Genomic DNA, 25,549 nt, shown 5'->3' on the forward strand with positions numbered 1-25,549 from the left:
CTAGTCTTCAACGATAACAGATAAACCATCACGAATAACGGTAACTTTAGCATCTTGTCCTTCAATTTCAAAGGCGCGAGCTAATGCTTCGTCAAATGTTTTCGCAATTTCCATATGCATATCTGTAATTAATGTAGGATCTACTAAATCAGAAACAAAAATAACACGGTGATGTACTAAAATACGTGCTAAAATTTGAGCAGTCCATTGGTCTGGAATTGTTTCTAAGCGTGGAGTGTTAATTGCTTTTTCTAAAAAGTCTTTTGGTTCTTTATAATCAGCTAAGTTGTGATAGAATCCTGAACCACCATGTCCGTCACGGCATCCGGCAACCATAATAATTACGCCACCTTCTTTATTAGTAGCTTCAGCAGCAGTCATTCCTTTAACCGCTTGATAAATATTTTGGTCTAGTGGAAATCCACCATTTGTTGAAACAGCGATATCGCAAGGGATTTTTTTAACATGAGCTAATTTACGTACAAATTCACATCCAACATGGTGAGCTTCTTCCATATCACCAGCGAATGAACCGATAATACGTTTTTCTCCATCTAATACTACGTTAACGATAAAAGCTAAGTTTGCAGTACGAGCTGCATAAACCATATCTTCATGGATTAAGTTGTGTTTTAAGTTCCCTGTTCTTGATTTATCAGAGTCGATAAATTCACCAGAGTGGTTTGCCATAATGGTTTTATAAGAAGCTACTCCAGGTAATACAGATTTACGTCCGCCTGAGAATCCCGCAAAGAAATGAGATTCAATGAATCCTTCAGCGATTAATAAGTCTGCTTCTGCAGCAACACGGTTAATAATGCAGTCACCACCTGAAGGTAATTGACCGATTTTTACCATATCGTCATCATTTGTAGAAATATGCATTACGATTTCTTCGTTGTCTACAATTTCTTGACCGTACTTATTAATTAACTCTTCACGAGTTGAAGGACGGTGGAAACCTGTTGCTACTAAAATACGAATACGAGCATCTGGAGCAACGCTACGAATACGACGTAAAATAATTGGAGTAATAATATGAGAAGGAACTGGACGAGTGTGGTCTGAACTAATTAAAACAATGTCTTTTTTTCCTTTTGCCAATTCTTCTAATGATTTACTACCAATAGGATTATCCATTGATTTTTCAACAGTTTCTTGTTCAGAAAGAGGATTTGAAAAATTCTCAGCTTCTGATTCTAACAATCCTGCAAAATTTTTATCGGGAATGCTAGCAGTTATTATTTGTTTGTCATAAGGTAATTTAATGTCTACCATTTTTAACATCTCCTTTGTTAATAGCTAACACAATATAGTATATAATTTTTTCTTTTGAATGTGAATACAAATGGTGTTAATATATGTTAACAAAAATATTTTTATCAAGAGGATAATAATGTTTGAGAAATGCAAGTGAATTTTTTGAAAAAAAGGAGTATAAAAATGGAAGAAAATTATCTTGTAAACTTTCTTGAAGCGCATAATGCACCTGTCATTAAAAAGAAAAAGCACATGTATTTAGCGTATCACGGATTAGAGGAATCTTATACATATGTATTAAAAGAAGGCGTTGTTAAAACGAGTATTATCTTGAAGGATGGTAGGGAATTTAATTTAGCGTATATTACACCGATTGATATTATTTCCTTATTAAGAGATGAAGTGTCGAATTATACATCTGCACCCTTTAATGTGCGAGTAGAATCAGAAGAAGCAAGTTTTTATCGAATTCAGCGGATTAAGTTTTGGGAATATGTAAAAGAAGATCGAAAACTGCAAGATTATATTCGAGAATATTATCGCCAAAAATTATCCGAAAATATTGAATCGTTACAATATATGACGATGAATGGAAAAAAAGGTGCGGTATGTGCGTTCATTTATAAATTAGTCAAGCAATTTGGGGTACAAACAGAGGATGGAATACTCATTGATTTTGCAGTTACGAATGAAGATATTGCAGGATTTTGCGGCATTTCTACTCGAAATAGTGTGAATCGTATTATTCATGACTTGAAAGCAGACGATGTTGTAGAAATCAAAAATCAGAAAATCATTGTAAAAGATATTAGTTACTTAGCTGATTTTACTGGAAGAGAAGGCTAATAAGAGCCTGTAATAAGGAGAACCATTATGGATGAAAAAGAACTAAAACTAAAAGAATTATTAAAGGAAATCGGGAAGCTTGTTGTTACATACTCAGGTGGAATTGACAGTAGTTACCTATTAAAAGTAGCGCTGGACACTCTTGGAAGTGAGAATGTTTTAGCAGCTGTAGTGAATTCTGAATTATTCCCAGATTACGAGTTCGATATGGCTATTGATTTAGCTAATGAAATGGGGGCTCGTGTTATCGGATTAGAAATGGAAGAATTATCAGACCCAAGAATTGCAGCAAACACTCCAAAAATTTGGTATTACAGCAAGAAATTATTGTATCAAACAATTAAACAACATGTAGAACAAGAAGGCTTTACCGTTTTATCAGATGGTACAATTATGGATGATGTGGATGATTTCCGTCCAGGAGTAAAAGCTCGTAATGAAGAAGGGGTTCGCAGTTTATTACAAGAAGCAGGATTATATAAAAATGAAATTCGTCAGTTAGCGAAAAGACTTGGTGTAGAAAATTGGAATAAAGTACCTTCTTGCAGTATGGCATCTCGTTTCCCATATGGTACAAAAATTACAGCTGAAAAGGTTCGTTGGGTTCAAGAAGCAGAAGCGTATTTAATTCAATTAGGATTTGAACAAGTACGTGTACGTGTTCACCAAGATTTAGCAAGAATTGAAGTATCTCAGGATTTAATTCCAACATTACTAGACCATCGTCAAGAAATAGAAAGTACATTACGTTTGATTGGATTTAGCTATGTGGCATTAGACTTAGCAGGATATCAATATGGGCGAATGAATCAAGTATTAACGGATAAAGAAAAAGCAAAAATTGGATAAGAGATAAGGAAGAACTTTGTAAAAGGAGTTCTTCTTTCTTTGCATAGAAAAGAGGAGAGTATGGAAGCTCAAGAAGTATTACAATTTTGGTTTAAGGAATTAGAACCAAAAGACTGGTTTATTAAATCTGACGCATTAGATGAAGAAATCAATCTACGTTTTTCTAAGATTCATCAAGCAGCCATTGCGGGTGAATTAAGTCATTGGAGAAATACGATCCAAGGAAGATTAGCAGAAATTATTGTGTTGGATCAATTTTCTAGAAATTTATATCGTAATGATGCGAGAGCATTTTTATATGATGGCATGGCGCTTGTATTAGCGCAAGAAGCTTTACCTTATTCAGAAGAATTAACGGTCATTGAACGAAGCTTTTTATATATGCCATTTATGCATTCAGAGTCATTAACGATTCACCAAGCAGCGGAAAAATTATTTTTTGAACCTGGAATGGAAAAACGTGCGAAATATGAAAAAATGCATCGAGAAATAATCGAACAGTTTGGACGTTATCCGCATCGTAATGAAATTTTAGGCAGAAAATCCACTGAAAAAGAGTTGGAATTTCTTCGAAATCATTCAGGATTTTAATCAGAGCGATTATGTAAAACGGATTAAAAAAAGTAATAAAACCTTAATATAAATAGAGTTGTTTTTTAAGTGAAAATTCGATACGATGGATAGGCAAAAAGAGAGAATTATGGAGATAAACTTATGAAAAAAATCAAATGGATGAAAGCCGTTATAACAACTTTAATCGCTTGTTGTTTAGCAAGTCCGATGCAAGTAATGGTTCACGCTGAAGAAGCTGAAAAGCCTAAGACTGCAGAAGAAATTGCAGCTTTAGAAGATGTTGCATCTTATATTGCTATCGAACAAACAAGTGGAAAAATTTTGATGGAAAAAAATCAAGATGATGTTCGAGGCATTGCTTCGATGAGTAAAATGGTTAGTCAGTATTTAATATTAGAAGCGATTAAAAATTCAGAAATTACATGGGAAACAAAAATTCCAATAAGCGAACGAGCAAGTAAATTGAGTGCCAATTATTCTTTATCAAATGTGCCATTATGGCCGAATGAGAAATATAGTATTCAAGAGTTATTTGAAGCAAGTTCGATTTATTCTGCCAATGCAGCAACCATTGCGATGGCAGAGCATTTAGCGGGAAGTGAAGCTAAATGGATTGAACGAATGAAAGAAAAGCTTGAATCTTGGGGTATTCATGATGCAACGATTGTAAATGCGACAGGATTACCGAATAAATACGGTACGACAGAAAAAAATCCAGATTTTGGAGATGATGCAGAAAACAGTATGTCTGCTCGTTCAGTTGCGATTGTAGCAAGACGATTAGTATTAGATTTTCCAGAAATTTTAAAAATATCTTCTGTTGCGACGAAGGAATTTCGACCAGGAACTGCTGGTATGACTAAGATGGATAATTTTAACTATTTAATTCCAGGATTATTATTTGGTTATGATGGTGTAAATGGTTTAAAAACAGGAACTTCTGAATTGAGTGGAGCTTCGATTACTACAACAGCAACGCGTAATAATTTCTCAGTCATTGTTGTTGCGATGGGCTCTAAACAACCATTGAATCGTTTTAAAGTAACTACGAAAATGTTAGATGAATTATTCAAGAAATACGAAGGCTTAGTTGTAGGGATTCCAGGTAAATCTGTTCAAAATATTCAACCTTATCCAGTAAATGGTGGGGCTGATGAAAAGATTAGTGTAGATTATGGAGATAATTTTGTAGCAGCTGTTCCAAAAGGCACTGCCATGAGTCAAGTAAAAGTACGTTTTGAACCATTTAAGGAATTACTAGATGAAAATAATGCCTTACAAGCTCCTATTACTGCAGGCAAAACAATTGGAAATTTATACTTCCAAATGCCAGGAGAGGATTTAGGATATGTAGATGGTCAAACTGAAGGACATGTTCCAGCTTTTGCAGGATATGAAATTGATCCATCAAATATTGTGACAGATAGCTATCGACAAGCAAGAGGCTTTTTTGAAAAGATCATTCACCGAATCCAAGAGTTTTTTGGCAATATCTTCCAAAAAGTAAAAGGATTCTTACATGCTCAAGAAGCGTAGAGATTTATTTGATTAAAGTGGGGACGACGAAGGTCGTCTCTTTTTTATGCTTAAAAACTATTTCTATATAGAACGTTTTTGTTGACAAGGCATTTATTTCTATATAGAATTAATTATAAAGAGTTAGAAGACTAGTTCTAAACTCTAAAAATCATTTAACAATAAGAGAAAAGAGGAAATCAATATGACAAACTTTACAAATTTACAAGAAAAACGCCGTTCAATTTACGCTTTAGGAAAAAATGTGGAACTTTCTAATCAAGAATTGGTGGAAACAATTCAAGGAGCTATTCTTAAAACACCTACAGCTTTTAACTCACAAACAACTCGTGCTGTGATTTTATTTGATGAAGAATCAGATGCATTTTGGAATGAAATTGCTTATTCAGAATTAGAAAAGGTAACACCAGCAGAAGCGTTTGAAGGAACAAAACAACGTTTAGCAGGATTTGCTCAAGCAAAAGGGACAATTTTATTTTATGAAGATCAAGATGTTGTAAAAGGTCTTCAAGAACAATTCAAACTTTATGCTGAGAACTTCCCAGTATGGTCAGAACAAGCTCATGGAATTTCATTATATGCAACATGGTTAGCATTAGCAGAAAAAAATATTGGAATGAATGTTCAACACTATAATCCATTAGTAGATGCAAAATTAGCAGAAAAATATGATATTCCATCTAACTGGAAATTACGTGCTCAAGCACCATTTGGAGCAATTGTTGCACCAGCTGGTGAAAAAGAAGTTCAAACAGAAAATCGCTTCAAAGTATTTGGAGCTTAAGAGAGAGTTTTAAAAATAGAGGAGGAAGACTTTATGTACCAATCATCATTTGAATTAGGATATGTTGCATTGAATGTACGTAATTTAGACTTGCAAAGCCAATATTATCAGCAAGTTCTTGGACTTAGTGTGATTCATCAAGATGAGACAATGATTGACTTAGGTGTGGGGAAAACAGTTTTAGTTCGATTGATTCAAACGGAAGAATTACTAGATATTGCTGGTAGTTATGGTCTTTATCATTTAGCGATTTTACTTCCTTCTAGAGAAGCTTTAGCGCAGATTTTTAAACATTTTGTAGATAACTCTGTTCCATTAATTGGAGCAAGTGATCATGATTATAGTGAAGCGATTTATTTAGAAGATACAGAAGGAAATGGAATTGAAATTTATCGAGATAGACCTGTTTCCGAATGGGATATTAAAGAAGATGGACGTATTATTGGGACAACAGAAGCGATGGATGAAGAAGGATTGTATCGCTTAGCAACTTCTTTAGAAGGTCCTTATAAAATGCCAGAAGGTAGTCGAATGGGACATGTTCATTTATCGGTTCGTAAGAGTAGTATTTCGAGTGAATTTTATCAAAATGTTCTTCAAGTTCAAGATAAATTCTCTGTTCGTTCTGCTTCATGGTTAGCCTCTGGAAATTATCACCATCATTTAGCAGTCAATGAATGGGGTGGGCAAGGCTTAACAACTAGAACAGAAGGAATGCGAGGACTAGCTTACTATACCGTTATTTTCGAAGATGAACAATTGTATCGAGATACGATTGAAAGAGCGAAAAGATTTGCTAAAAATGTTGAAATTGGAGAACAGGAAGCTAACTTTACAGATTTAGATGGCATTAAAATACGTTTAATGTTGAATCGTTAATTCTTTGTGGATTACCTGTTGCACAAGTCTAGAGAATATTGTAAAATACAGTCATATAAAAACTGTATGAATAGTAACTTGAAGTCTTTTGTAGAGAGCTAGCGTTTGGTGAAAGCTAGTAAAGTATGACAAGCGAATCCACATACTATGATGCATGGCGAAAGCATTGATTAAGCCATCCGGAGCAAACCGTTATCGCAAATGAGTGCAATGGAAACATTGAATACGGGTGGTACCGCGAAGATAAAAGTGAAACACACAACTTCGTCCCAGTGACAATTTGTCGGGGATGAGTTGTGTGTATTTTTTTACAATGGTTTAAACAAAGTTTTAACAGGCAAAACAAAAGAAATTGGAGGAATCAATATGTTAGATATGAAACGAGTGAGAGATCACTTTGAAGAAGTTGTGGTTGGATTACAAAACCGCGGAGTAGAACGTAAAGTAGTAGAAGAATTACGTGATTTAGACGAAAAACGTCGTGAATTAATTTTAAAAACGGAGCAATTAAAACAATACCGTAACACAGTAACGGAAGAAATTTCTCAATTAAAACGTAATAAAGAAGATGCTAGTGCAAAAATTGCTGAAATGAAACAAGTTGGGGAAGATGTAAAAGCAACAGATGCTTTATTAGCAGAAGTAGAAGAAAAATTAGAATACATCGCTTCACACTTACCAAATATTGCTGCAGCAGATGTACCAGTAGGAGAAGATGAAAACGAAAACGTAGAAATCCGTCGTGAAGGAACTCCACGTGTCTTTGATTTTGAGCCAAAACCACACTGGGAAGTAGCAGAAGCATTAGATATTTTAGACTTTGAAAGAGGCGCTAAAGTATCAGGAAGCCGTTTCTTATACTATAAAGGATTAGGTGCTCGTCTAGAACGTGCCATTTACAACTATATGTTAGATTTACATGTGGAAAAACATGGCTATACAGAAATGATTACACCATATTTAGTAAATGAACAATCAATGTATGGTACAGGACAATTCCCTAAATTTAAAGAGGACGTGTTCCAATTAACAGACGAACGTAATTTAACATTAATTCCAACAGCAGAAGTTCCATTAACAAACTATTATGCAAATGAAATTTTAGAAGAAGCACAATTACCAATTTACTTCACAGCGTTAAGCCCTTCATTCCGTTCAGAAGCAGGTAGTGCCGGAAGAGATACTCGTGGATTAATTCGTCTACATCAATTTAACAAAGTAGAAATGGTGAAATTCGCAACTCCTGAAACATCATTTGATGAATTAGAAAAAATGACAGATAATGCAGAAGATGTATTACGTGGATTAGGCTTACCATTCCGTACAATTGTATTATGTACAGGAGATATGGGATTCTCAGCTTCTAAAACATATGACGTTGAAGTTTGGATTCCAGCACAAGATACTTACCGTGAAATTAGTTCATGCTCAAACTGTGTAGACTTCCAAGCACGTCGTGCGAAAATTCGTTACCGTCAAGCTGAAACCGGAAAAATTGAATTATTACACACATTAAATGGATCTGGTTTAGCAGTTGGTCGTACAGTAGCAGCCATCTTAGAAAACTACCAAGAAGCAGATGGAAGTGTAACAATTCCTGAAGCATTAGTTCCATATATGGGTGGAGTTACAAAAATTACTAAATAATTTTGAATAGAAGAAAAGGAATTAACGAAGCAAATAGCACGTTAATTCCTTTTTCTTATTTAGAATTTTTATTTTCAAATGGGATAGAAAGGATGAAGGTACTTCCTACATCTTTTTGGCTTTGAACCGTAATTTTTCCGCCCAGTTGATGAGCTAATTCTTGAGCAATGGCTAGACCAAGCCCATGGCCTCCAGTTTTCATGTTTCTTGAACTTTCAACTCTATAGAGTCTTTTAAAGATATGTTCAAATTCTTTAGCATCAATGCCTTTTCCTTTGTCCGATACACTAATTGTGAGAATGTTATCTTCTAACGTACCTTTAACATTGATTGGTGTGCCAGGTTCAGAGTATTTAAAAGCATTATTCAATAAGTTGATTAGAATACGTAACAATTTATCGTAATGGCTCATAAATTTAGCAGATTCTGGTAGAACTTGTATATTAATTTCTCTATTTTCTTGCTCAATTAAAAGGTGAAATTCATTCATAGCATGAACTAATAACTGATCTAAGAAAATCACTTCATTTTTTTGAGGATGCTCTTCCGTTTCTTGTGTATTAAGCGTTAAGTCATCTAATTCTTCTACTAATTTATTTAATCGTTCCGTTTGACGGTTAATCGTTGTTAAGTAATGAAATTGTTCTTCTTGAGTAATGATTCCATCTAAAATCCCTTCAACGGTTGCTTGTATCGAAGTAATGGGAGTCTTTATATCATGGGAAAGTTGTGCAATCATGATTCTCTTTTCTTTCTCACTTTCTTCTAGGGAATCAAAGGATTTTTTTAAATCGTCTGACATATGATTAAAAGCTTTTCCGAATTCTTGAAATTCAATTGGACCTTTAATATTGACGGAATCATTAAAATTTTTATTGGCAATATCTTTTGCTTTCTTTTTGAGTTCGTTAAGAGAAGAGAATATTGGTGATAGAAGCAATAAACTAATCATAGCGCCAATGAAGCTAGCGAATAATGTAACTCCTATTAAAAAGTAAATTTCTCCTTTTTCAATTAACATTTTTTGAACTGCCCAAAAAACAGCGAGTATGGTTAAAATAGTAGAGATAAGATAACCAATAATAATATAATTTTTTAATTTCATAATGAACCTCGTGGTTTTTCAATTTTATATCCTAAACCCCATACGGTTTTAATCGTTGGAGTATGTAAACTAGAGTGTTTAGACAATTCTTGCCTTAAAGCATGGATATGAACGTTTAGTGTATTTGTATCGTCTATAAATTCCTCTTGCCAAACTTTTTCATATAATTCTGTTTTTGAGAAAACTCGTTCAGGATTTTTGCATAAAAGCCATAAAAGTTCAAAAGCTTTTACCGTTAAGTTGAGTAGATGATTGTCTACATAAACTTCATAAGTTTCGTGGTTTAATTTTAGATTTCCTAATTGTACTTGAGTAGGATTTCCACCTCGATAAATTCTTCTAAAAATATTATTGACGCGAAGTACAAGTTCTCTTGGGCTGAAAGGTTTTGTAATAAAGTCATCAGCTCCCATACTAAGACCAAATATTTTATCTTGTTCACTTGTTTTAGCTGTGATGAATAGAAACGGTTGGTCAGGAGATAAATATTGAACTTCACTAATAAAATCATATCCATCCATTTTGGGCATCATAATATCAGTAATAATTAAATCGATGGATTTGTTTTTAAATAGTTCTAACCCTTCAACTCCATCATGGGCCACAAAAACCGTGTAACCAGCTTGTGATAAGTAACGATTTTGGATATCTGTAATTTCAAACTCATCATCTACGAGTAATATTGTTTTTTCCATTAGAGACTCCTTTGATAAAAATAGTGCTATACTTTTGCTCAGTATAACACTATTTTTAGGGGAATTAAACTTAGATTCTTTCTTTTTTAGCTTTTAATCCTAAGATTCCTAGAACGAATGCTAATCCAGCTGAGAATGCTCCTAAAGCAGAAGTGTTTGTAGTAGTTTCTCCTGTTACCGGTAGAGTAGCTTTATTTTCTTTCTTCATAGAATCATTCTTTTTCATTTCTTTTGCTTCTTCTTTTTGTTGTTTCATCATTGGAGTAGAAAGCTCTTCTTTTTTAGCTGTTTCTTGTTCCATTGTTTTAGAATTCATTTGTTGAGAGTGCTCCATAGTTGTTGGTTTCATCTCATCTTTTGTAGCATGTTCTTCTTTCATTGTAGATGTAGTATTTGTAGTTGAAGAAGATTGATTGGTTGCCATGCTTTCTTTATGCAAAGTAATACGAACTTCACGTGTAGCAATAACATTAGATAAATCAGCTTTACCGTCTTTATTACCGTAAACTTTTACGGTAGCTTGGTAAGTTTGAGTACCATTAGCACGAAGTTGATCAAGAAGAGCTTGTCCTTCTTTACCAGTAGTGTTTCCATTTAAATCAACTTCATAGAAATATTGACCTTTTGTAAGACCTTCAAGAGGAAGTAATGCTGGATTTTTAGCAGTCCCATTATCAGACCAAGGTGCATTTTCAGAAGATTTTAGTAATAGACGAGTTAACATACCGTCGCCACCGAAGAATTCATAAGGAATCACTTGGTTAACCCCAGCGAGGAAAGGTCCAGGAACATTGGCTTTTTCAAGATAGCTAGCAGGCACTTCAGTTTGTGCTTTAATATTATTTGCTACAGAATTCTTTACTTGTTGAGGTGAAGTAACAGGAGTAGTTTCTGCTGGAGTTGCAGCTCTATTTTCTGAGGTAGCTTTTGGAGTATTTGTAGCATCTACTTTATTTTCAGTAGCTGGTTTATTATTACTGCTTTCAGCAGTAGTTTCTTTTGGTGCAGCTAAAGCAGTATCAACAGCATTTTTAATGAGTTTATTAACATCATCCGATTTTGATTCTTTCTCTTTATTAACCTTATCTAGGGTTGTTTGAGTAACCGGTGTAACATTGCCTTCTTTTGCTAGCACGGAATTTGCTGGAGAGGTAATCATAAAGAATCCACTAGCAACCACGACAGATGCTACACCGACACTTAAACGACGAATTGACCAACGAGTAACTTTCTCTTGCATATTTTTTTTCATAGTAAAACCTCCTAAGTTTTGTATGTGTTTACTATAAGAGGTAAAAATAAAGTGAGTATAATGAAAAGTTAAAATAATTCTTAAATATCCGTTATGAAATACTTATATACGAAAAAATTAGTGAAAATAATGCTAGATTAATTTTATTTACAGGATAGAATAGGAGTTTTTCTAACTAAAAAAGGAATGAATGAACCTTACAGTACGTCATTCCTTTTCCTTATTTTTTCACACTAACATTAATTGCATCTAACACACGTTCAACAGGTGTGCTTTCTTCGAGCAATTGTTTTTGTTCTTCTTTAGCTATATCAGGATGGTCAGTTATGATGCCTGAAACAGAGCTGTGAAGATATTTATTAATTTCTTCGGGTTCATTAATTGTCCAAACATAAACTTCATGACCTTGTTGCTGAGCAGCAATAGTTGTTAAGTCATGGTAAGAGAAATCTTCCACTACGTAAAAGTCTACTGCAGGATTTCCAAATCCACCGAATTGGAGTGGAATGACATATCCTGTGTCCATTTCAGAAGCTTTTCTTTCAATTTCTTCAATAACGTCTAAGTTGATAGACATGACTTTATAAGTTTGGTCAACACCTAATTCTCTCATTTTTGCAATGAAGAGGTCGGTGTAATCTGCACCTTCAAAACCATGAGGTTTCAATTCAACGAGCAGTTTAATATTCAGTTCCTTTGCTTTTGCAACAAATTCTTCAAAAGAAGGAATGTGACTTTCATACCCATTTTGGTAAATTGGAAGTCCAACGATTTCGTCATAAGTCATATCTTTTACTTTTTTATTGAGATGCGCTAGTCGCTTCAAATTATAATCATGCATGACAATAAAGCGATTATCTTTTGTGAGTAAAATATCCATTTCGACATAATCGGCGCCTTCTTTTGCAGCAGCTTCTAAAGCTTCAAGAGAATTTTCCACTCCATATTCTGTAAATCCTCGGTGAGCAACGATAGCAGCTGACGAAGAGTTTTCCCAGTGATATTTTGTAATAGCTTCACTAGAATAGTAAATCGTTAAACCGATAAAAGCAGCCACTGTAATAATGGTACTTTTAAAGGGAATTTCGGGAATATGATGCTTGATTGTTACATCTACAGCGTCTTGATCATCTGCTAGTTTTACTAAAATAATGATAAGCGCAATTTTTGTATAAATTGCCATAAAGAAAATAACTAGTTTTGATAGAACGAACAGGATTGTTACAATAAAGACATTATCCATTATAGAAGATAAGTAGCCTAAAGTAATTGTAAGAATAAACGTCACTAAAAATCCGATAAGGGATAGGACGATTTCAACAAGTAAGAAGATACCAATATGTCTCCATAATTTCTTCTTTGTGAGAGACCAACTTGTTTTCAGATTTTCTAAAAAACAATGGTTCGTCAAAATTTGTAGTGGAATAGCATAAATGAATCGAAGATGAAAATAAGTTAGTACTACAAATAAAAGGATAGAACCGATAGCTCCAGCAGTCGTTTTTTGAATTTCTTCTGTAATAAAGTTTGGAATATACAATTGTTCGGTTAAAAACGAAGTCATCCCAAATTTTCCTAAAGGTAATAGTGTTAATAAATACAATAAGAAATAAATAAATTGTGGGCTAAAAAATTCCCTCACTTCTCCAAAAGCATTTTTCAAACTCGTTCGCCATGAGAAATGTGTTTTAGAAATCGTTCCATACACCATAAAGGTAAGAATCGAGAATTCAATAAAGACAAATAAAATGACGGCGAATAAATACGCAATAAACGCTAAAATAATAATGGGTGAGGAGAAAAATAATTTCATATTGCTAAAATTAAAATTACTTTGCCCCGACAAAAAAATAATGCCTTTAAATAAGGTTGATAAAATTCGAAAGCCAACAAAGGATACAAAAAATTGTAAGAAGGCAGCATTTCGAACATACATAATTTTGTTGGAAAATAAATTATTCAATACGAATCGAACGGTTTTCCAAATAGGTAAAGTTTGATTTTCCATAAAGCCTCCTTATAGAAAGATTGAGAATATTGTAGCACAGATTGGAAGAAAATTCTTGTTGAAATTTGGAAAAATCCTTAATAAAGATACAAGCTTTCTTCATTGTAACAAGAGGAAGATTGCCGTATACTTAAAGCATAATCATGATTTTATAGGAGGGGTTTTATGTTTTTATCAGAGGAATTACTCGAACAAATTCATCAAAGAGCAGCGCAATATGACTTGGAAAATGCGTGGCCAAAGGAAGATTATGAGGCATTAAAAGAAGCGGGGTATTATAAAGCTTTTGTGCCAAAAGAATATGGGGGATATGGTTTATCTCTTCAAGAAATTGCCCAAGAACAAACAAGATTAGCAATGGCAGCACCAGGAACAGCTCTTGGTATTAATATGCACCAAATTATTGTTGGATTAGCAAAGCATATGGTTCGATTTGGTAATAAGAAGGGTGAACAAATTTTACGAGATGCGGCTGATGGGAAGTTGTTAGCATTTGGTATTTCTGAACCAAGTAATGACCGAGTTTTATTTGGATCTATTTCGAAAGCAGAGCCACAAGAAGATGGCGGCTATCGTTTTTATGGAAAGAAAGTTTTCCTATCGATGGGGAAATATTGCGATAAATTAGTTTCATTTGGTTCAGATAATTCTGGAGAATCTCCATTGTCTGTCTTTGCTTACTTAACACCTGATGCAGAAACATTCGAAGTAAAAGATGATTGGAATACATTAGGAATGAAAGCAACTCAATCAAACACTGTCGAATTAAAAGGTATTTATGCTGCAGAAGAGCAAATTTTAACAAAAGTAGCTCCTGGTCCAAGTTTTGATCCAGTTGTGTTTGGTATTTTTGCTTATTTTGAAATTTTATTAGCTGCTACTTACCATGGAATTGGAAAACGTGCATTAGAAATCGGAATTGAAACGGTGAAAACTCGTCATTCTGTATCGAATGATGCGCCGTATTCTCAAGATAAAAATATTCGTTGGAGAATTGCCGAAGCAGCTATTATTTTAGATGGCATTCAACCACAAATTAATGAATTAAGTCAAACATTGGAATCAAGCGAAGAATATAGCTTTATTTGGTTACCACGTTTATCTTCTATTAAAAATCGTTCTGTTGAAGTATCGAAAAAAGCAGTGGAAGAAATTGTACGTGCTAGTGGAGGAAGTTCTTATTATAATACGACAGAACTTTCACGCTTATATCGTGATGTATTAGCTGGCTTATTCCAACCATCTGATCAAGAATCTCTCCATGATGCATGGGCAAATATTTTATTAGGACCTATTGCGTAGTTAGTTGGTAGGAGGATGAGTTTTGTTTGAATTTCTTCTCTTTCAAGGGTTCGCTTAGGATAATCCTAGTATTTTCAAGAGGTTTATAGTATAATCGTTCGTGGCGTTTTGAACGCTCGAGGTTCGCAACCATCCCTCGATTCAAAAAACTAGGAGGAAAAGAAATGAAACAAAACAATGTAAAAGTATTGATTATCAATGCGATTGTAGCAGCATTATATGTGGTGATTACAACAGTATTTGTCTTTATGTCCTTTGGGAATATCCAATTCCGTATTTCAGAAATGTTAAACCATTTATTTGTCTTTGATAAAAAATATGGGTACGGGATTATTGCTGGTGTTATTTTAGCCAATACTATTTTTATGTCTAGCTCTGGTTTAGGAGGGTATGATTTAGTATTTGGTTTAGGACATTCTATTTTATCTTTAGTGATTGGTTCATTCGTGTTCCGATTTGCCAAAGATTTAAAAGGGAAGATGTTATTATTATCCATCGTATTTAGTGTGATGATTTTCTTAGTAGCTATTGAGTTAAAACTTGTATTAGAATTACCATTTTGGTTAAGCTACTTTGAAACTTTTGTTGGTGAAATTGTCGTTATGCTAGTGGGAATTCCAGTCATGTTAGTAGCCGATAAAGCAATTGGTTTTACAAAACAAATGAATGCATAATTTATGTTTTAAAAGGTATATTCGAGAAATCGGGTATGCCTTTTATTGTTAGTTGAAAATGGTGCCGGTTTGTTTATTAAAAAAGGCATTTCGTAACCTCATGACTTGTAAAAAAGTATAAAAGCATCTAAACTATAGTAGATTAAGAATCAGAAAAGAGGAATTTCAGTGGAATTATTAAGTTTAACAGTAGGACGTCTACAAGAGAACGTTTATTTTTTAATTGATGAAAATAAAGAAACATTAATTTTCGATCCAGGTGCACAAGCAGAGGATATTAAAGAATTAATTCAAGAAGAAGGATTGAAGCCAATTGCGATTGTGTTAACACATGCGCATGGAGACCACATTGGAGCAGTAGACGAATTAAGAAAAGCCTACAATATTCCAATGTATATGAATGAGATTGAAAAAGAATTTTTAACAAACACAGATTTCAATCGTTCATTATATTCAAACGAAAATATTACGGTAGAACCTGCTGATGGATACTATCCAGCAGAATTAGGAAAATGGAAAATTGGAAGTTTTGAACCTGAATTAGCGTTAATTCCGGGACATTCTCCAGGTAGTACAGTATTTATCTTCAAAGATAATGGATTTGTTATCGGAGGAGATGTTTTATTCAAAGGTAGCGTAGGACGTAGTGACTTCTCATATGGTAGTCATATGACATTAATGGAAGGAATCGAACGTTATTTATTACCATTGCCAGGAAATACAGTTGTTTTCCCAGGACATGGTGAGCCAACAACATTACAAGATGAAATTGCAAGTAATCCATTTTTAAATGGAGCAACTAGATAGAACTCAGTAGGAGAATTCAAAATGATTTTTGACACACATACACATTTAAATGTAGAGCAATTCGAAGGGGAAGAAGCAGACGTTATTAAGCGTGCAAAAGAATTAGCCGTTACACGTTTTGCCGTTGTTGGATTTGACACACCAACGATTGAAAAAGCTCTCCAATTAAGTGAAACGTTTGAAGAAGTAGTGGCGATTGTAGGATGGCATCCGGTCGAAGCACATGCCTATACACCAGAAATTGAGAAAAAATTAATCACACAATTAATCCATCCAAAAGTAGTGGCAATGGGGGAAATGGGATTAGACTATTACTGGGATGACTCTACACCTGAAGAACAAGAACGAGTATTCCGTCGCCAAATTGCCATTGCAAAAGAGATGAAATTACCAATTGTCATTCATAATCGTGATGCGACAGAAGATTGCTATCGTATTTTAAAAGAAGAAGATATTCGAGATATCGGCGGAATTATGCATAGTTATAATGGTGATGTGGAATATATGAAATGTTTCTTAGATTTAGGGATGCATATTTCTTTTAGTGGCGTAGTGACGTTTAAAAATGCTCCTCAAGTTCGTGAGTGTGCGAAAATCGTTCCACTAGATCGTTTTTTAGTGGAAACAGATGCCCCTTATTTAGCGCCTGTTCCTTATCGTGGAAAGAGAAACGAAACAGGTTATACTCGTTATGTTGTTGAAACAATTGCTAAGGAAAGAGAAATGGCTTGGGAAGAAATTGCAAAAGCTTCGACAGCAAATGCGATGAAGCTATTTCGATTTGAAGAAAGAGGATTAAAATGAATCCAATTATAGTAGTAGAAGGACGAGATGATACTCGCCGATTAAAGGAAGTTTTTCCAGAAATTGAAACAATTGAAACGAATGGTTCAGCTATTGATGACGAAACACTTGCTTTAATTAAAAAAGCAAGTGAAATTCGAGAAGTCATTGTATTTACAGATCCAGATTATCCAGGACAAAGAATTCGTTCAATTATTCAAGAAGCGATTCCGACAGTTAGTCATGCTTTTATTGAAAGAGAAGAAGCGGTTCGTAAAACGAATCATAAAAGTCTTGGAGTGGAACATGCTAGCAATGAAAGTATTCAAAAAGCATTGGAGCATGTGTATAAACCAGTAGCAGATCTTCAAGAAGAAATTTCTCAATCTGTGATTTTAGAACTAGGATTAATTGGCTATCCCCATTCGTCTTATTTAAGAAAAGAAGTGTCTAAAGAATTACGCATTGGACATACAAATGGAAAGCAATTAACAAAACGATTGAAATTATTTGGCATTTCAGAGCAACAATTACGAAATGCGGTACAAATTGTACAAGAAAGGAGTTAAAAAGATGTTTGAAAAAGATATTGCCACACCGACTCGAACACGTGAAATTATGGAACGCCATGGCATTAAAGTGAAGAAGAGTTTAGGGCAAAACTTTTTGATTGAACCGAATATTTTAACAAAAATGTTAGATGTGGCAGATGTTAACAAAGAAACAAATGTCATTGAAATTGGACCAGGAATTGGTGCGTTAACGCAACGCTTAGCAAGAGCTGCTAAAAAAGTATTAGCGTTTGAAATTGATGGGCGATTAATTCCAGTTTTAGAAGATACTTTATCTGAGCATGATAATGTCACTGTCATTCATGAAGATATTTTAAAAGTTGATTTAGAAACAGTGATTAAAGAATACTTCAATGTGGAGGAGAGATTAGTAGTTGTAGCAAACTTGCCGTATTATATTACGACACCGATTATTATGAATCTCTTAGAATCAGGCTTACCAATTGATGGATTTGCGATGATGATGCAAAAAGAAGTGGCAGAAAGAATGACTGCTCAACCAAATTCAAAAGCTTATGGATCATTAACAGTGGCGATTCAATATTGGTGCCATGCTAAAATTGGATTTATTGTTCCGAAAACAGTTTTTAATCCAGCCCCAAATGTAGATTCAGCTATTTTAGTATTGGAACGTAGAGAAGAACCATTAGTAACAGTTAAAGATGAAGCTTTCTTCTTTGATTTAGTAAAAAATAGTTTTGTCCAACGTAGAAAAACATTATGGAATAATTTAGTTAAAGCTTATGTACCAGGAAAACTAACAAAAGAACAAATTCAAGAAGCTTTGGACTCTGTTTCAATTGAACCAAATCGTCGAGCAGAAACACTAACCATTGAAGAATTTGCAGCCTTATCAAATCAATTACAACAATTTGTAGAAGAGTAACAATTGTTCACGGAAAAAGATAGAGAAAGTGATACATTTGTGTGTGATTGTTTTTGAAAGGATGGAGAAAAATGGAACAATGGGTTCAACGAAGTAAAGGAATTTTATTAACTTTTGGATTAGCAGTATTAGCTGTTCTTTTAGGAGATGTAATGCCGGTTATTGGAAGTGCGGTATTTGCGATTATTTTTGGGATGTTAGTAAGTAATTTCTATACATTACCAAGTGATTTTAAACCAGGAATTAATTATTCCGCTAAAAAATTATTACATTATTCGATTATTGCATTAGGGTTTACAATGTCATTTGCTCAAGTTCAACAAACAGGATTAGAGTCTTTACAAGTAACACTGGTTACGATTGTGGCAGCCTTCTTAACAGCAGCTCTTGTAGGAAAATGGTTAGGCTTGTCTGATCATTTACGAACATTAGTAGGATTTGGGACAGCCATTTGTGGAGGTTCTGCGATTGCAGCAGCTTCTCCAATTATTAAAGCAGATGATGAAGAAATTGCCTTGTCGATTTCAACAATTTTCTTATTTAATATTATTGCTGTGTTCTTATTCCCGTTTTTAGGACATGTGTTACAAATGACAGATGCACAATTTGGATTATTTGCTGGAACAGCGATTAATGATACTTCCAGCGTAGTCGCTGCTGGTTATAGTTATAGTAGTGGAGCTGGAGATATTGCTACGATTGTAAAATTAACACGTGCGTTAATGATTTTACCAGCTTGCTTAATTTTGTCACTTATTGAAGCGAGACGTCAAAAGAAATCTGGGGAATCTGTGAATTGGAAGAAAATTTTCCCAATATTTATTTTATGGTTTTTAGTTGCCTCTGTTGTGACAAGTGTGGGAATTTTCCCTAAAGAATTTATCCCATATGCAAAATTAGCTTCTAAATGGTTAATGGCAATGGCGTTAGCAGGAATTGGTTGCCAAGTATCATTTAAGAGTTTCCGTGAAGCGGGAGCTAAACCGATTGCTACAGGGTTGGCAACTTGGTTTGTAGTAGGAGCTACTAGTTTGTTTATTCAATATTTTGTAATGAAGTAATCCCTGAATGAAGGAGAGTTTATGAAGCGCCTATTGAGTTTAGGATTTTGGATAGGTTTGATTTATATTTTGATTTTTTCGAAAGTAAATGCGGTTCAATCGTTTGTAAATACTTCGATGGTTGGAGTTTATTTGCATGTGGTGATGATTTGCTTGTTGATAATCGGATTTTTCGCCTATCTGTTAAGAATCATTCATTTCTTATTTGTGTCGTAGAATAGAAAAACAAAAAAATTGTTATGAATAGCATCGGACGCCAGCAGACCTTCGGTCTCATGGCTAAAATTCGAGCCTAAGATCTCGAATTTTCCGGCAACTAAAACCGCTATTGCGGTTTTGGTTGCTTGTGCTATCATGACAATTTTTTTGTTTTTCTATTTACTTTTTTAAGTAGCAACGGACTGCGAGTCTCATTGCTAAAATTTGAGCCTAGGTCTCAAATTTTCCGGCAACTAAACTGCTAGTGCGGTTTTAGTTGCTTCTGCTATTATGAGAAGTTCTTTGTTTTTTGTTTATCTTTTTTGTTTTTCTATTTACTTTTACTTCTGTTTGCGAAGGTTGTCCAGTCTATGTGGCGGGCGTTGCACCAGTGGGCGGTTGTGTGTGGAAGAATGATGTCTGTTTGACGTAATGCTTCGGTTTTTGAAACGCCTAATAGGGTGTAAATATTTTTCAATTGATTCTTCCAGTCATTAACGGTTTGAATGGCTGTTGGTAGGGAGTCTTGTGGGCGAATTAAGTGTAAAAATTCTCCTGACATGCCTACAGCACTTGCTCCTAGAGCAAGGCATTTTACGATATCTAATGGTGAATGAATGCCCCCAGAAGCAATCAGTTCACAAGGTAAATCATAGCCTTCTACTAAGGACTGAACCGTTGTTTGTCCCCAGTCTTCTAATTCATCGAATAAATCATCTTCTCTTCGAGCATTTTCGATGGCTGCAAAATTTGTGCCTCCACGTCCACTAATATCAATCGTTTGAACTCCGATGTTGATTAGTTCTTGCATGGCTTCTCTACTGAATCCAAATCCGACTTCTTTAACAATAACAGGGACGTCTACATGAGAGACGATTTCCTCAATATTTTTTAACCAATGATGGAAAGAGCGGTCGCCTTCCGGCATCACTAATTCTTGTAACGTATTTACATGAATTTGAATGCCATTTGCTTCAATGAGGTCAATCGCCTTTTTAGCAGATTCAACCGTATAATGGGCTCCTAAATTCGCCAATACAATTCCATTAGGATTTTCTTTTCGAATAATGGTAAAGCTTTCTGCAGTAGAAGGGTCTTTCATGGCGATACTCATCGATCCCGTTGCCATGGCAATTCCTGTTTCATGCGCCAATTGCGCTAGTCGTTGATTAATGAGAGTCGTTCTAGGACTTCCACCAGTAATCGCATTAATGAAAAATGGAGTTTCTAAAGTGAATCCTGCTATTTTTGTTTGAAGAGAAACTTCATCTACAGCCATTTCAGATAGAGGATGATGGACAAATCGAGTTTGTCGTAATTCTAAATTCGACTGTGATTGATATTGTTGAGTCGCATGCCCTACATGTTCATCTTTTCTTTTCATTTGTTGTGTATAGGCTTGTGTCATGAGAGCTCCTTTCTAATAGCACCTTTTGTAGGGGCTATTTCTAATTTTAGTGGAAGAATACCAGCTTTTTCCCATTGGGTCGTAATGGTTTCTTCTTGTTGAGGTTTTGTAATAAAGCAAATTCCACAATCGCCTCCGCCAGCTCCAGAAGTTTTGGCACTTGCGTTTTCTTGAATCGCAATTTGGCAAAGTTTTGTAAGAGATGGAGTTTCGAGGATGATACTCATCTCTTTAGCAAAGTTTAATAAGAGAGTTCGATTATTCGTAATTCCTTGTAGAAATGCTTCCGTATCTTCATTTTCTAAGGCAGTCGTTATTTGATCAAGAATCGTTGTGTTTTGTTTTAAAAATTGTTGATAATACGCATCTTTTTCCTCTTGTGTTCTTGTATGAGTAACGGAGGATACGAATGAAGAAGTGTCGGCCTTTTCTTTTGTCCATCCAACGAGCATTTTTAGAGAGGTTGGTAAAGATACTGGCTGAATGACTAAGCCTGTCCATTCTTTTTGAACGACTTCTGCAATAGAATACTGTTGCAATTGTTCTTTGATCCATGTTGCATCGATTCGCTGATATAAAATGATGCCACCAAAGGCGCTGGAAGCAATATCTCCTAAGGAACCATTACTGCCGAGAAGAGTATTCGTAATAGCTGCTAATTTATAAACGAATAGTGGTTCAACAGGAACATGATGCCACTGTAAAATAGCGTCAATGGTCGCAACAACGACAGCTCCACTAGAGCCAAGACCAAATTTAATATTCGAGTGAACATCGTCTAATTGGCTTGTTACTTTTAAATGATAGAGCTCTTCATTCCAATAGTTTCCATGTTTTGCATAAGTTTCAGCAACATCAATCGCAGTAGTCATCAAGGTAAATGGATGATTTTCTTCGATGATTTGTAAAAGTCCTTGTTCTCTTTTCAAATGAAGTGTCAAATCCGGTTGCTGAGTCGAATAAATCGTTCCAACTTCTTCAAGAGAAGGACTTAGCTCAACGGTTAAGTAGCGATTAACAGCTGCAATAAGTGCTGGTTGTCCTGGAGTAACGACTGCATATTCACCAGCGATAAATAATTTTCCAGGAGCGGTAGCTTGAATATTCATAGTTATTTTCCTTTTTGATTGAAATGTTGAATGCTTTCTTGCCATTCTTCTTCTGTTAAAGTTCTCATCGCTTCTCCTGGAAGAGAGGAAATGAGTTTTTCAGAAGCAAAATATTGTTTGAAATGGTCACGGACTTTGTCTAAATCACTCGCTTTGCAAAGAACTTTTACATTCGGACCAGCATCCATTGTGTAATAAGCAGGAATTCCTAATACTTCACGTAAGTAAACGACTTGTTGCTGAGCAATCAGACTATCTGGTTCAAAATAACAAAACGGAGGTTGACTTGCTAGCATTGTCGCATGCATTTTCATTCCGTTAAATTCTGCAATTTCTCCCATTCGAGTAAAGTTTTTCTCTTGAATCGCTGTTTTAATCTCTTCTAAATCAGTTTTTGCACTTTCTACCCATGCAGGATAGAAAGGAGAAGTGGCAACTGTTTGTTCCATTCCAACACGGCTGGAGATTTTTTTAGCAGCACCATTAACAACGATGATGAGCATCCCAATATCCCAAGAAGCATCGTCAACCGGAATCGCCATACTATCTTCTGAATTTGTTCCTTGATTCCATTCAACAAAGCCACCAAATAAACTTCTCGTAGAACTTCCACTTCCACGACGAGCATATGTCGATAATTCACTTCTTGATAAATCCCATCCCATTGCTTGATGCATCGCTCCTGCTAAAGCTGCAAAAGCTGAAGCAGAACTTGCTAAACCAGCTGCAGTAGGAACAAAGTTATAACTCTCAATACGAGCAAATCGTGTTTCCTTAGCAGGAATACGGAATAAATCTAAAAATTTTGAAATTTTTTGTGTTTCAGCTTCTTGTTGCAAAACATTATTTAAATAAAATTCATCTTTTTCTAAAGTTTCATCTAAAGTAATTTTTGTATCGGTATAAAAAGCCTCTAATGTGAGGGATAAGCTACTATTCATTGGAAGAAATAATGCTTTATCTTTTTTTCCCCAATATTTAATGAGTGCAATATTTGTATGTGCACGTGCAATTCCTGTTGTTTTCATATAAGCTCCTTTTTATTTATTGGAAAATGAATGTGTCCATGTTTGTACAGCTCCTGCTTCTTGTAAAGCTGCAGCAATTTTTTGTGCGTCTTCAAGATTTGATGCAAGAGCAATCATACAGCCACCAAGTCCTCCGCCTGTCATTTTGGCGCCAAGCGCTCCATTTTCAAGAGCCGTTTGAACAAGATGGTCTAAAGTTTCGTTTGATACTTCTAATTGTTGAAGAAGTGCATGGTTTTGAGTTAGAAGACTTCCTAATGTCTGAACGTCTCCTTTTGATAGACAATCTTTAGCAGTGTGGACTAAGTCTCCAATTTCTTCAATGATTTTTTGAGTAGAAATAGGTTTTTGTTGTAATTTTTCTTGTACAGCTTGAACTGCTTTGAGTGTTTGCCCAGTAATCCCTGTATCTGCCACAATTAAAGTTCCTTCTAGTTGAATCGACAGAGGTTGTAAAGCTTCTCCTTTTATAAAAAATACCGCTTCTTTTCCACTTGTCGTTGCTGTATCAATACCGCTTGGATTTCCATGAGCGATTTTTTCAGAAGCTTGTACAATTTCGAATAATAATGGATCACTTAAAGGAACCTCATAATAATCAAATAATCCTCTCACTACCGCTACTGAAACAGCTGCGCTTGATCCCATACCACGTTCTGCAGGAATTGAAGAAGTAATCGTAATCTCAATAGAAGGTGCTTGTACGAAGGAGGCTTCTCCTTTTTCTACTTTCCCATTATTCCAATACGAACGAGTAGTAGGTGTAATTCCTAATTCAGGACGAAGTTGTTCAATTTGATTTAATGCTTCATGAATCGTAAATTTTAAACTTTTTAATACTTCCGGCATTTCATAAGCTAATCCGCTATAAAAGTCGCAATGAATGCTTAGCGGATGAGAGCTTGGTTGAATTTTTGCTTGAACTGATACACCGGAAAAAGGAATGGCAATCGCAGGTTGATGATGAACGACTGCATGTTCCCCCATTAAAATGACTTTTCCAGTAGACTGTCCCATACCGGAAGCTGTTGTATATTCCATGATAAAACTCCTTCATAATTTCTCTTATTTATCATACTAAAAACCACTAAAGGTGTAAACGAACAAGCGAGGATTTAAAGGAAATTTAAAGACCCAATCGTTAGTCATCCTAAAAAATCTATGGTAAAATACGCAAGAAAAGGAATTCAACAAAAGGAGAGAATCGTTGTGACAGACACATCGACGTATTATCATATTAGCCGAGATGAATGGAAACAATATCAAAACGCTCATCACTTGGCATTAACATTACACGAATTAGAACATTTAACATCATTGAATGATAGAATTTCATTAATTGACGTACAAGAAGTATATACCCCTTTATTAGATTACTTTGATATCTACTATCAAAAACATGGGCAAATTCATGAACAAGAACAATATTTCTTAAAACAACCAAAGAAGAAAGTTCCATTTATTATTGGCGTTTCAGGAAGTGTGGCAGTTGGGAAAAGTACAACGGCTCGTTTAATGCAAACAATGCTCCAACAAAAATATCCAGAATTAACTGTTGAATTGATGACAACGGATGGATTTTTATGGCCAACAAAGGATTTGGTGGAAAAAGGAATTTTACACCGAAAAGGATTCCCAGAAAGTTATGATATGGAATCATTAGTGAATTTCTTATTAGCTATTAAAACAGGAGAAGAAGCTGTTGAAGCACCTGTATATTCTCATGAAATTTACGACATTATTCCAAACGAAAAACAAGTCATTTATCCACCAGATATTTTAATTGTGGAAGGAATTAATGTATTACAATTACCGCCGAATCGAGAAATTTACGTCAGTGATTTCTTTGACTGGTCGATTTATGTGGATGCAGAAGAAAATCTGATTGAAAAATGGTATTTAGAACGTTTTGAATTATTAATGGAACGAGCAAAAACTCAACCCGATAATTTTTATTACCAGTTTGCGATTGGAGACCGAGAAGAAGCCATCGCAATGGCAAAAGATGTATGGAAAAAAACAAATTTGAAAAATTTAAAGGAATACATTTTACCAACAAAAGGCAGAGCAGACTTCATTTTGCACAAAACATTCGGACATCATATTGACTATGTCCAAGTGAAGAAATATTAAATAATGGAAGAAGAACCCACAGGATGAACGTCGCTGTGGGTTCTTTTTGTATAAAAATGATGAAACATAAAAATGAGAAAATTTAATAAAAATCCGAACGAATTTTATAAATATTTAAGGTAACTTTCGTGATTTTCTGCTACAATATAGATAA

The 25,549-nt window shown here is 34.8% G+C and carries 24 protein-coding genes, 1 riboswitch and 1 other annotated feature; of the genes, 15 read left to right on the plus strand and 9 right to left on the minus strand.

The genetic code is table 11. The features are described 5' to 3' along the window. Positions 1 to 1,278, minus strand: coding sequence for a nickel-dependent lactate racemase (larA, locus tag RYK07_RS01875; protein WP_314852117.1), 1,278 nt, complete (start codon positions 1,276 to 1,278; stop codon positions 1 to 3). A gap of 165 nt (positions 1,279 to 1,443) precedes the next feature. Here larA and RYK07_RS01880 point away from each other — a divergent pair, with 165 nt between their 5' ends. The 7 genes from RYK07_RS01880 (at position 1,444) to serS (ending at position 8,374) form a co-directional block, all read left to right on the plus strand. Beyond that, a complete protein-coding gene (locus RYK07_RS01880) occupies positions 1,444 to 2,106 on the plus strand; it encodes a Crp/Fnr family transcriptional regulator (protein ID WP_314852118.1) in 663 nt (220 codons plus the stop codon). Between the two features lie 27 nt (positions 2,107 to 2,133). Continuing rightward, a complete protein-coding gene (gene larE, locus RYK07_RS01885) occupies positions 2,134 to 2,955 on the plus strand; it encodes an ATP-dependent sacrificial sulfur transferase LarE (protein ID WP_314852119.1) in 822 nt (273 codons plus the stop codon). Positions 2,956 to 3,015: 60 nt separating this feature from the next. Beyond that, positions 3,016 to 3,546 (plus strand): DUF924 family protein, encoded by a 531-nt coding sequence (locus RYK07_RS01890; protein ID WP_314449968.1) that lies wholly within the window; start codon positions 3,016 to 3,018, stop codon positions 3,544 to 3,546. Positions 3,547 to 3,669: 123 nt separating this feature from the next. Next, positions 3,670 to 5,064: a D-alanyl-D-alanine carboxypeptidase family protein gene (locus tag RYK07_RS01895; protein ID WP_314852120.1), complete on the plus strand. Its 1,395-nt coding sequence runs from the start codon at positions 3,670 to 3,672 to the stop codon at positions 5,062 to 5,064. A gap of 184 nt (positions 5,065 to 5,248) precedes the next feature. Further along, positions 5,249 to 5,848, plus strand: coding sequence for a nitroreductase family protein (locus tag RYK07_RS01900; protein WP_314852121.1), 600 nt, complete (start codon positions 5,249 to 5,251; stop codon positions 5,846 to 5,848). A gap of 33 nt (positions 5,849 to 5,881) precedes the next feature. Further along, positions 5,882 to 6,727 (plus strand): VOC family protein, encoded by an 846-nt coding sequence (locus RYK07_RS01905; RefSeq protein ID WP_314852122.1) that lies wholly within the window; start codon positions 5,882 to 5,884, stop codon positions 6,725 to 6,727. 57 nt (positions 6,728 to 6,784) lie between these two features. Then, positions 6,785 to 7,002: a binding site (T-box leader), on the plus strand. 91 nt (positions 7,003 to 7,093) lie between these two features. Further along, positions 7,094 to 8,374, plus strand: a complete 1,281-nt coding sequence (gene serS / locus RYK07_RS01910; RefSeq protein ID WP_314852123.1) for a serine--tRNA ligase — start codon at positions 7,094 to 7,096, stop codon at positions 8,372 to 8,374. A gap of 55 nt (positions 8,375 to 8,429) precedes the next feature. On the opposite strand, the gene RYK07_RS01915 is transcribed toward serS, so the two are convergent. The 4 genes from RYK07_RS01915 to RYK07_RS01930 form a co-directional block, all read right to left on the minus strand. Continuing rightward, a complete protein-coding gene (locus RYK07_RS01915; RefSeq protein WP_314852124.1) occupies positions 8,430 to 9,479 on the minus strand; it encodes a HAMP domain-containing sensor histidine kinase in 1,050 nt (349 codons plus the stop codon). Continuing rightward, positions 9,476 to 10,174, minus strand: coding sequence for a response regulator transcription factor (locus RYK07_RS01920; protein ID WP_314852125.1), 699 nt, complete (start codon positions 10,172 to 10,174; stop codon positions 9,476 to 9,478). Before RYK07_RS01920 ends, RYK07_RS01915 begins: the two co-directional genes overlap by 4 nt. Before the next feature lie 70 nt (positions 10,175 to 10,244). Beyond that, entirely contained in the window at positions 10,245 to 11,426 is a 1,182-nt protein-coding gene (locus tag RYK07_RS01925; RefSeq protein WP_314852126.1) for an SSURE domain-containing protein, read from the minus strand. A gap of 220 nt (positions 11,427 to 11,646) precedes the next feature. Next, positions 11,647 to 13,434: a glycerophosphodiester phosphodiesterase gene (locus RYK07_RS01930; RefSeq protein ID WP_314256692.1), complete on the minus strand. Its 1,788-nt coding sequence runs from the start codon at positions 13,432 to 13,434 to the stop codon at positions 11,647 to 11,649. Positions 13,435 to 13,599: 165 nt separating this feature from the next. Here RYK07_RS01930 and RYK07_RS01935 point away from each other — a divergent pair, with 165 nt between their 5' ends. From RYK07_RS01935 to RYK07_RS01965, 7 genes are all read left to right on the plus strand, one after another. Then, a complete protein-coding gene (locus tag RYK07_RS01935) occupies positions 13,600 to 14,736 on the plus strand; it encodes an acyl-CoA dehydrogenase family protein (protein WP_314852127.1) in 1,137 nt (378 codons plus the stop codon). A gap of 112 nt (positions 14,737 to 14,848) precedes the next feature. Continuing rightward, a riboswitch (PreQ1 riboswitch) is annotated at positions 14,849 to 14,895 on the plus strand. A 5-nt stretch (positions 14,896 to 14,900) separates the two neighbouring features. Next, positions 14,901 to 15,410 (plus strand): QueT transporter family protein, encoded by a 510-nt coding sequence (locus tag RYK07_RS01940; RefSeq protein ID WP_314852128.1) that lies wholly within the window; start codon positions 14,901 to 14,903, stop codon positions 15,408 to 15,410. 168 nt (positions 15,411 to 15,578) lie between these two features. Continuing rightward, positions 15,579 to 16,217: an MBL fold metallo-hydrolase gene (locus RYK07_RS01945; protein WP_314852129.1), complete on the plus strand. Its 639-nt coding sequence runs from the start codon at positions 15,579 to 15,581 to the stop codon at positions 16,215 to 16,217. A 21-nt stretch (positions 16,218 to 16,238) separates the two neighbouring features. Then, positions 16,239 to 17,021, plus strand: coding sequence for a TatD family hydrolase (locus RYK07_RS01950; RefSeq protein WP_314852130.1), 783 nt, complete (start codon positions 16,239 to 16,241; stop codon positions 17,019 to 17,021). Beyond that, the gene (rnmV, locus tag RYK07_RS01955) at positions 17,018 to 17,569 is read left to right on the plus strand and encodes a ribonuclease M5 (RefSeq protein WP_314852131.1); all 552 of its coding nucleotides are present in this window, start codon (positions 17,018 to 17,020) and stop codon (positions 17,567 to 17,569) included. The genes RYK07_RS01950 and rnmV overlap by 4 nt, the downstream gene beginning before the upstream one ends. A gap of 4 nt (positions 17,570 to 17,573) precedes the next feature. Further along, entirely contained in the window at positions 17,574 to 18,458 is an 885-nt protein-coding gene (gene rsmA, locus RYK07_RS01960; RefSeq protein ID WP_314852132.1) for a 16S rRNA (adenine(1518)-N(6)/adenine(1519)-N(6))-dimethyltransferase RsmA, read from the plus strand. Between the two features lie 71 nt (positions 18,459 to 18,529). Further along, positions 18,530 to 19,519 carry a YeiH family protein gene (locus RYK07_RS01965; RefSeq protein WP_314852133.1) on the plus strand — a complete coding sequence of 330 codons (990 nt, stop codon included), beginning with the start codon at positions 18,530 to 18,532 and terminating at the stop codon, positions 19,517 to 19,519. Positions 19,520 to 20,048: 529 nt separating this feature from the next. Here RYK07_RS01965 and fni read toward each other — a convergent pair. Genes fni through mvk form a run of 4 tightly spaced genes read right to left on the minus strand, consistent with a single transcriptional unit; the run spans position 20,049 to position 24,303 of the window. After that, a complete protein-coding gene (fni, locus tag RYK07_RS01970) occupies positions 20,049 to 21,125 on the minus strand; it encodes a type 2 isopentenyl-diphosphate Delta-isomerase (protein WP_314852135.1) in 1,077 nt (358 codons plus the stop codon). Beyond that, on the minus strand, positions 21,122 to 22,234 hold the full coding sequence (locus tag RYK07_RS01975) for a phosphomevalonate kinase (protein WP_314852136.1): 1,113 nt from the start codon (positions 22,232 to 22,234) through the stop codon (positions 21,122 to 21,124). Before RYK07_RS01975 ends, fni begins: the two co-directional genes overlap by 4 nt. A gap of 2 nt (positions 22,235 to 22,236) precedes the next feature. Next, positions 22,237 to 23,262 carry a diphosphomevalonate decarboxylase gene (gene mvaD, locus RYK07_RS01980; RefSeq protein ID WP_314852137.1) on the minus strand — a complete coding sequence of 342 codons (1,026 nt, stop codon included), beginning with the start codon at positions 23,260 to 23,262 and terminating at the stop codon, positions 22,237 to 22,239. A gap of 12 nt (positions 23,263 to 23,274) precedes the next feature. After that, positions 23,275 to 24,303 (minus strand): mevalonate kinase, encoded by a 1,029-nt coding sequence (mvk, locus tag RYK07_RS01985; protein ID WP_314852138.1) that lies wholly within the window; start codon positions 24,301 to 24,303, stop codon positions 23,275 to 23,277. Between the two features lie 168 nt (positions 24,304 to 24,471). On the opposite strand from mvk, the gene coaA reads away from it, so the two are divergent. Next, positions 24,472 to 25,395: a type I pantothenate kinase gene (gene coaA, locus RYK07_RS01990; protein WP_314852163.1), complete on the plus strand. Its 924-nt coding sequence runs from the start codon at positions 24,472 to 24,474 to the stop codon at positions 25,393 to 25,395. Positions 25,396 to 25,549 lie beyond the last annotated feature (154 nt).

The sequence above is a fragment of the uncultured Granulicatella sp. genome (assembly GCF_963528315.1).
Taxonomy (GTDB): Bacteria; Bacillota; Bacilli; order Lactobacillales; family Aerococcaceae; genus Granulicatella.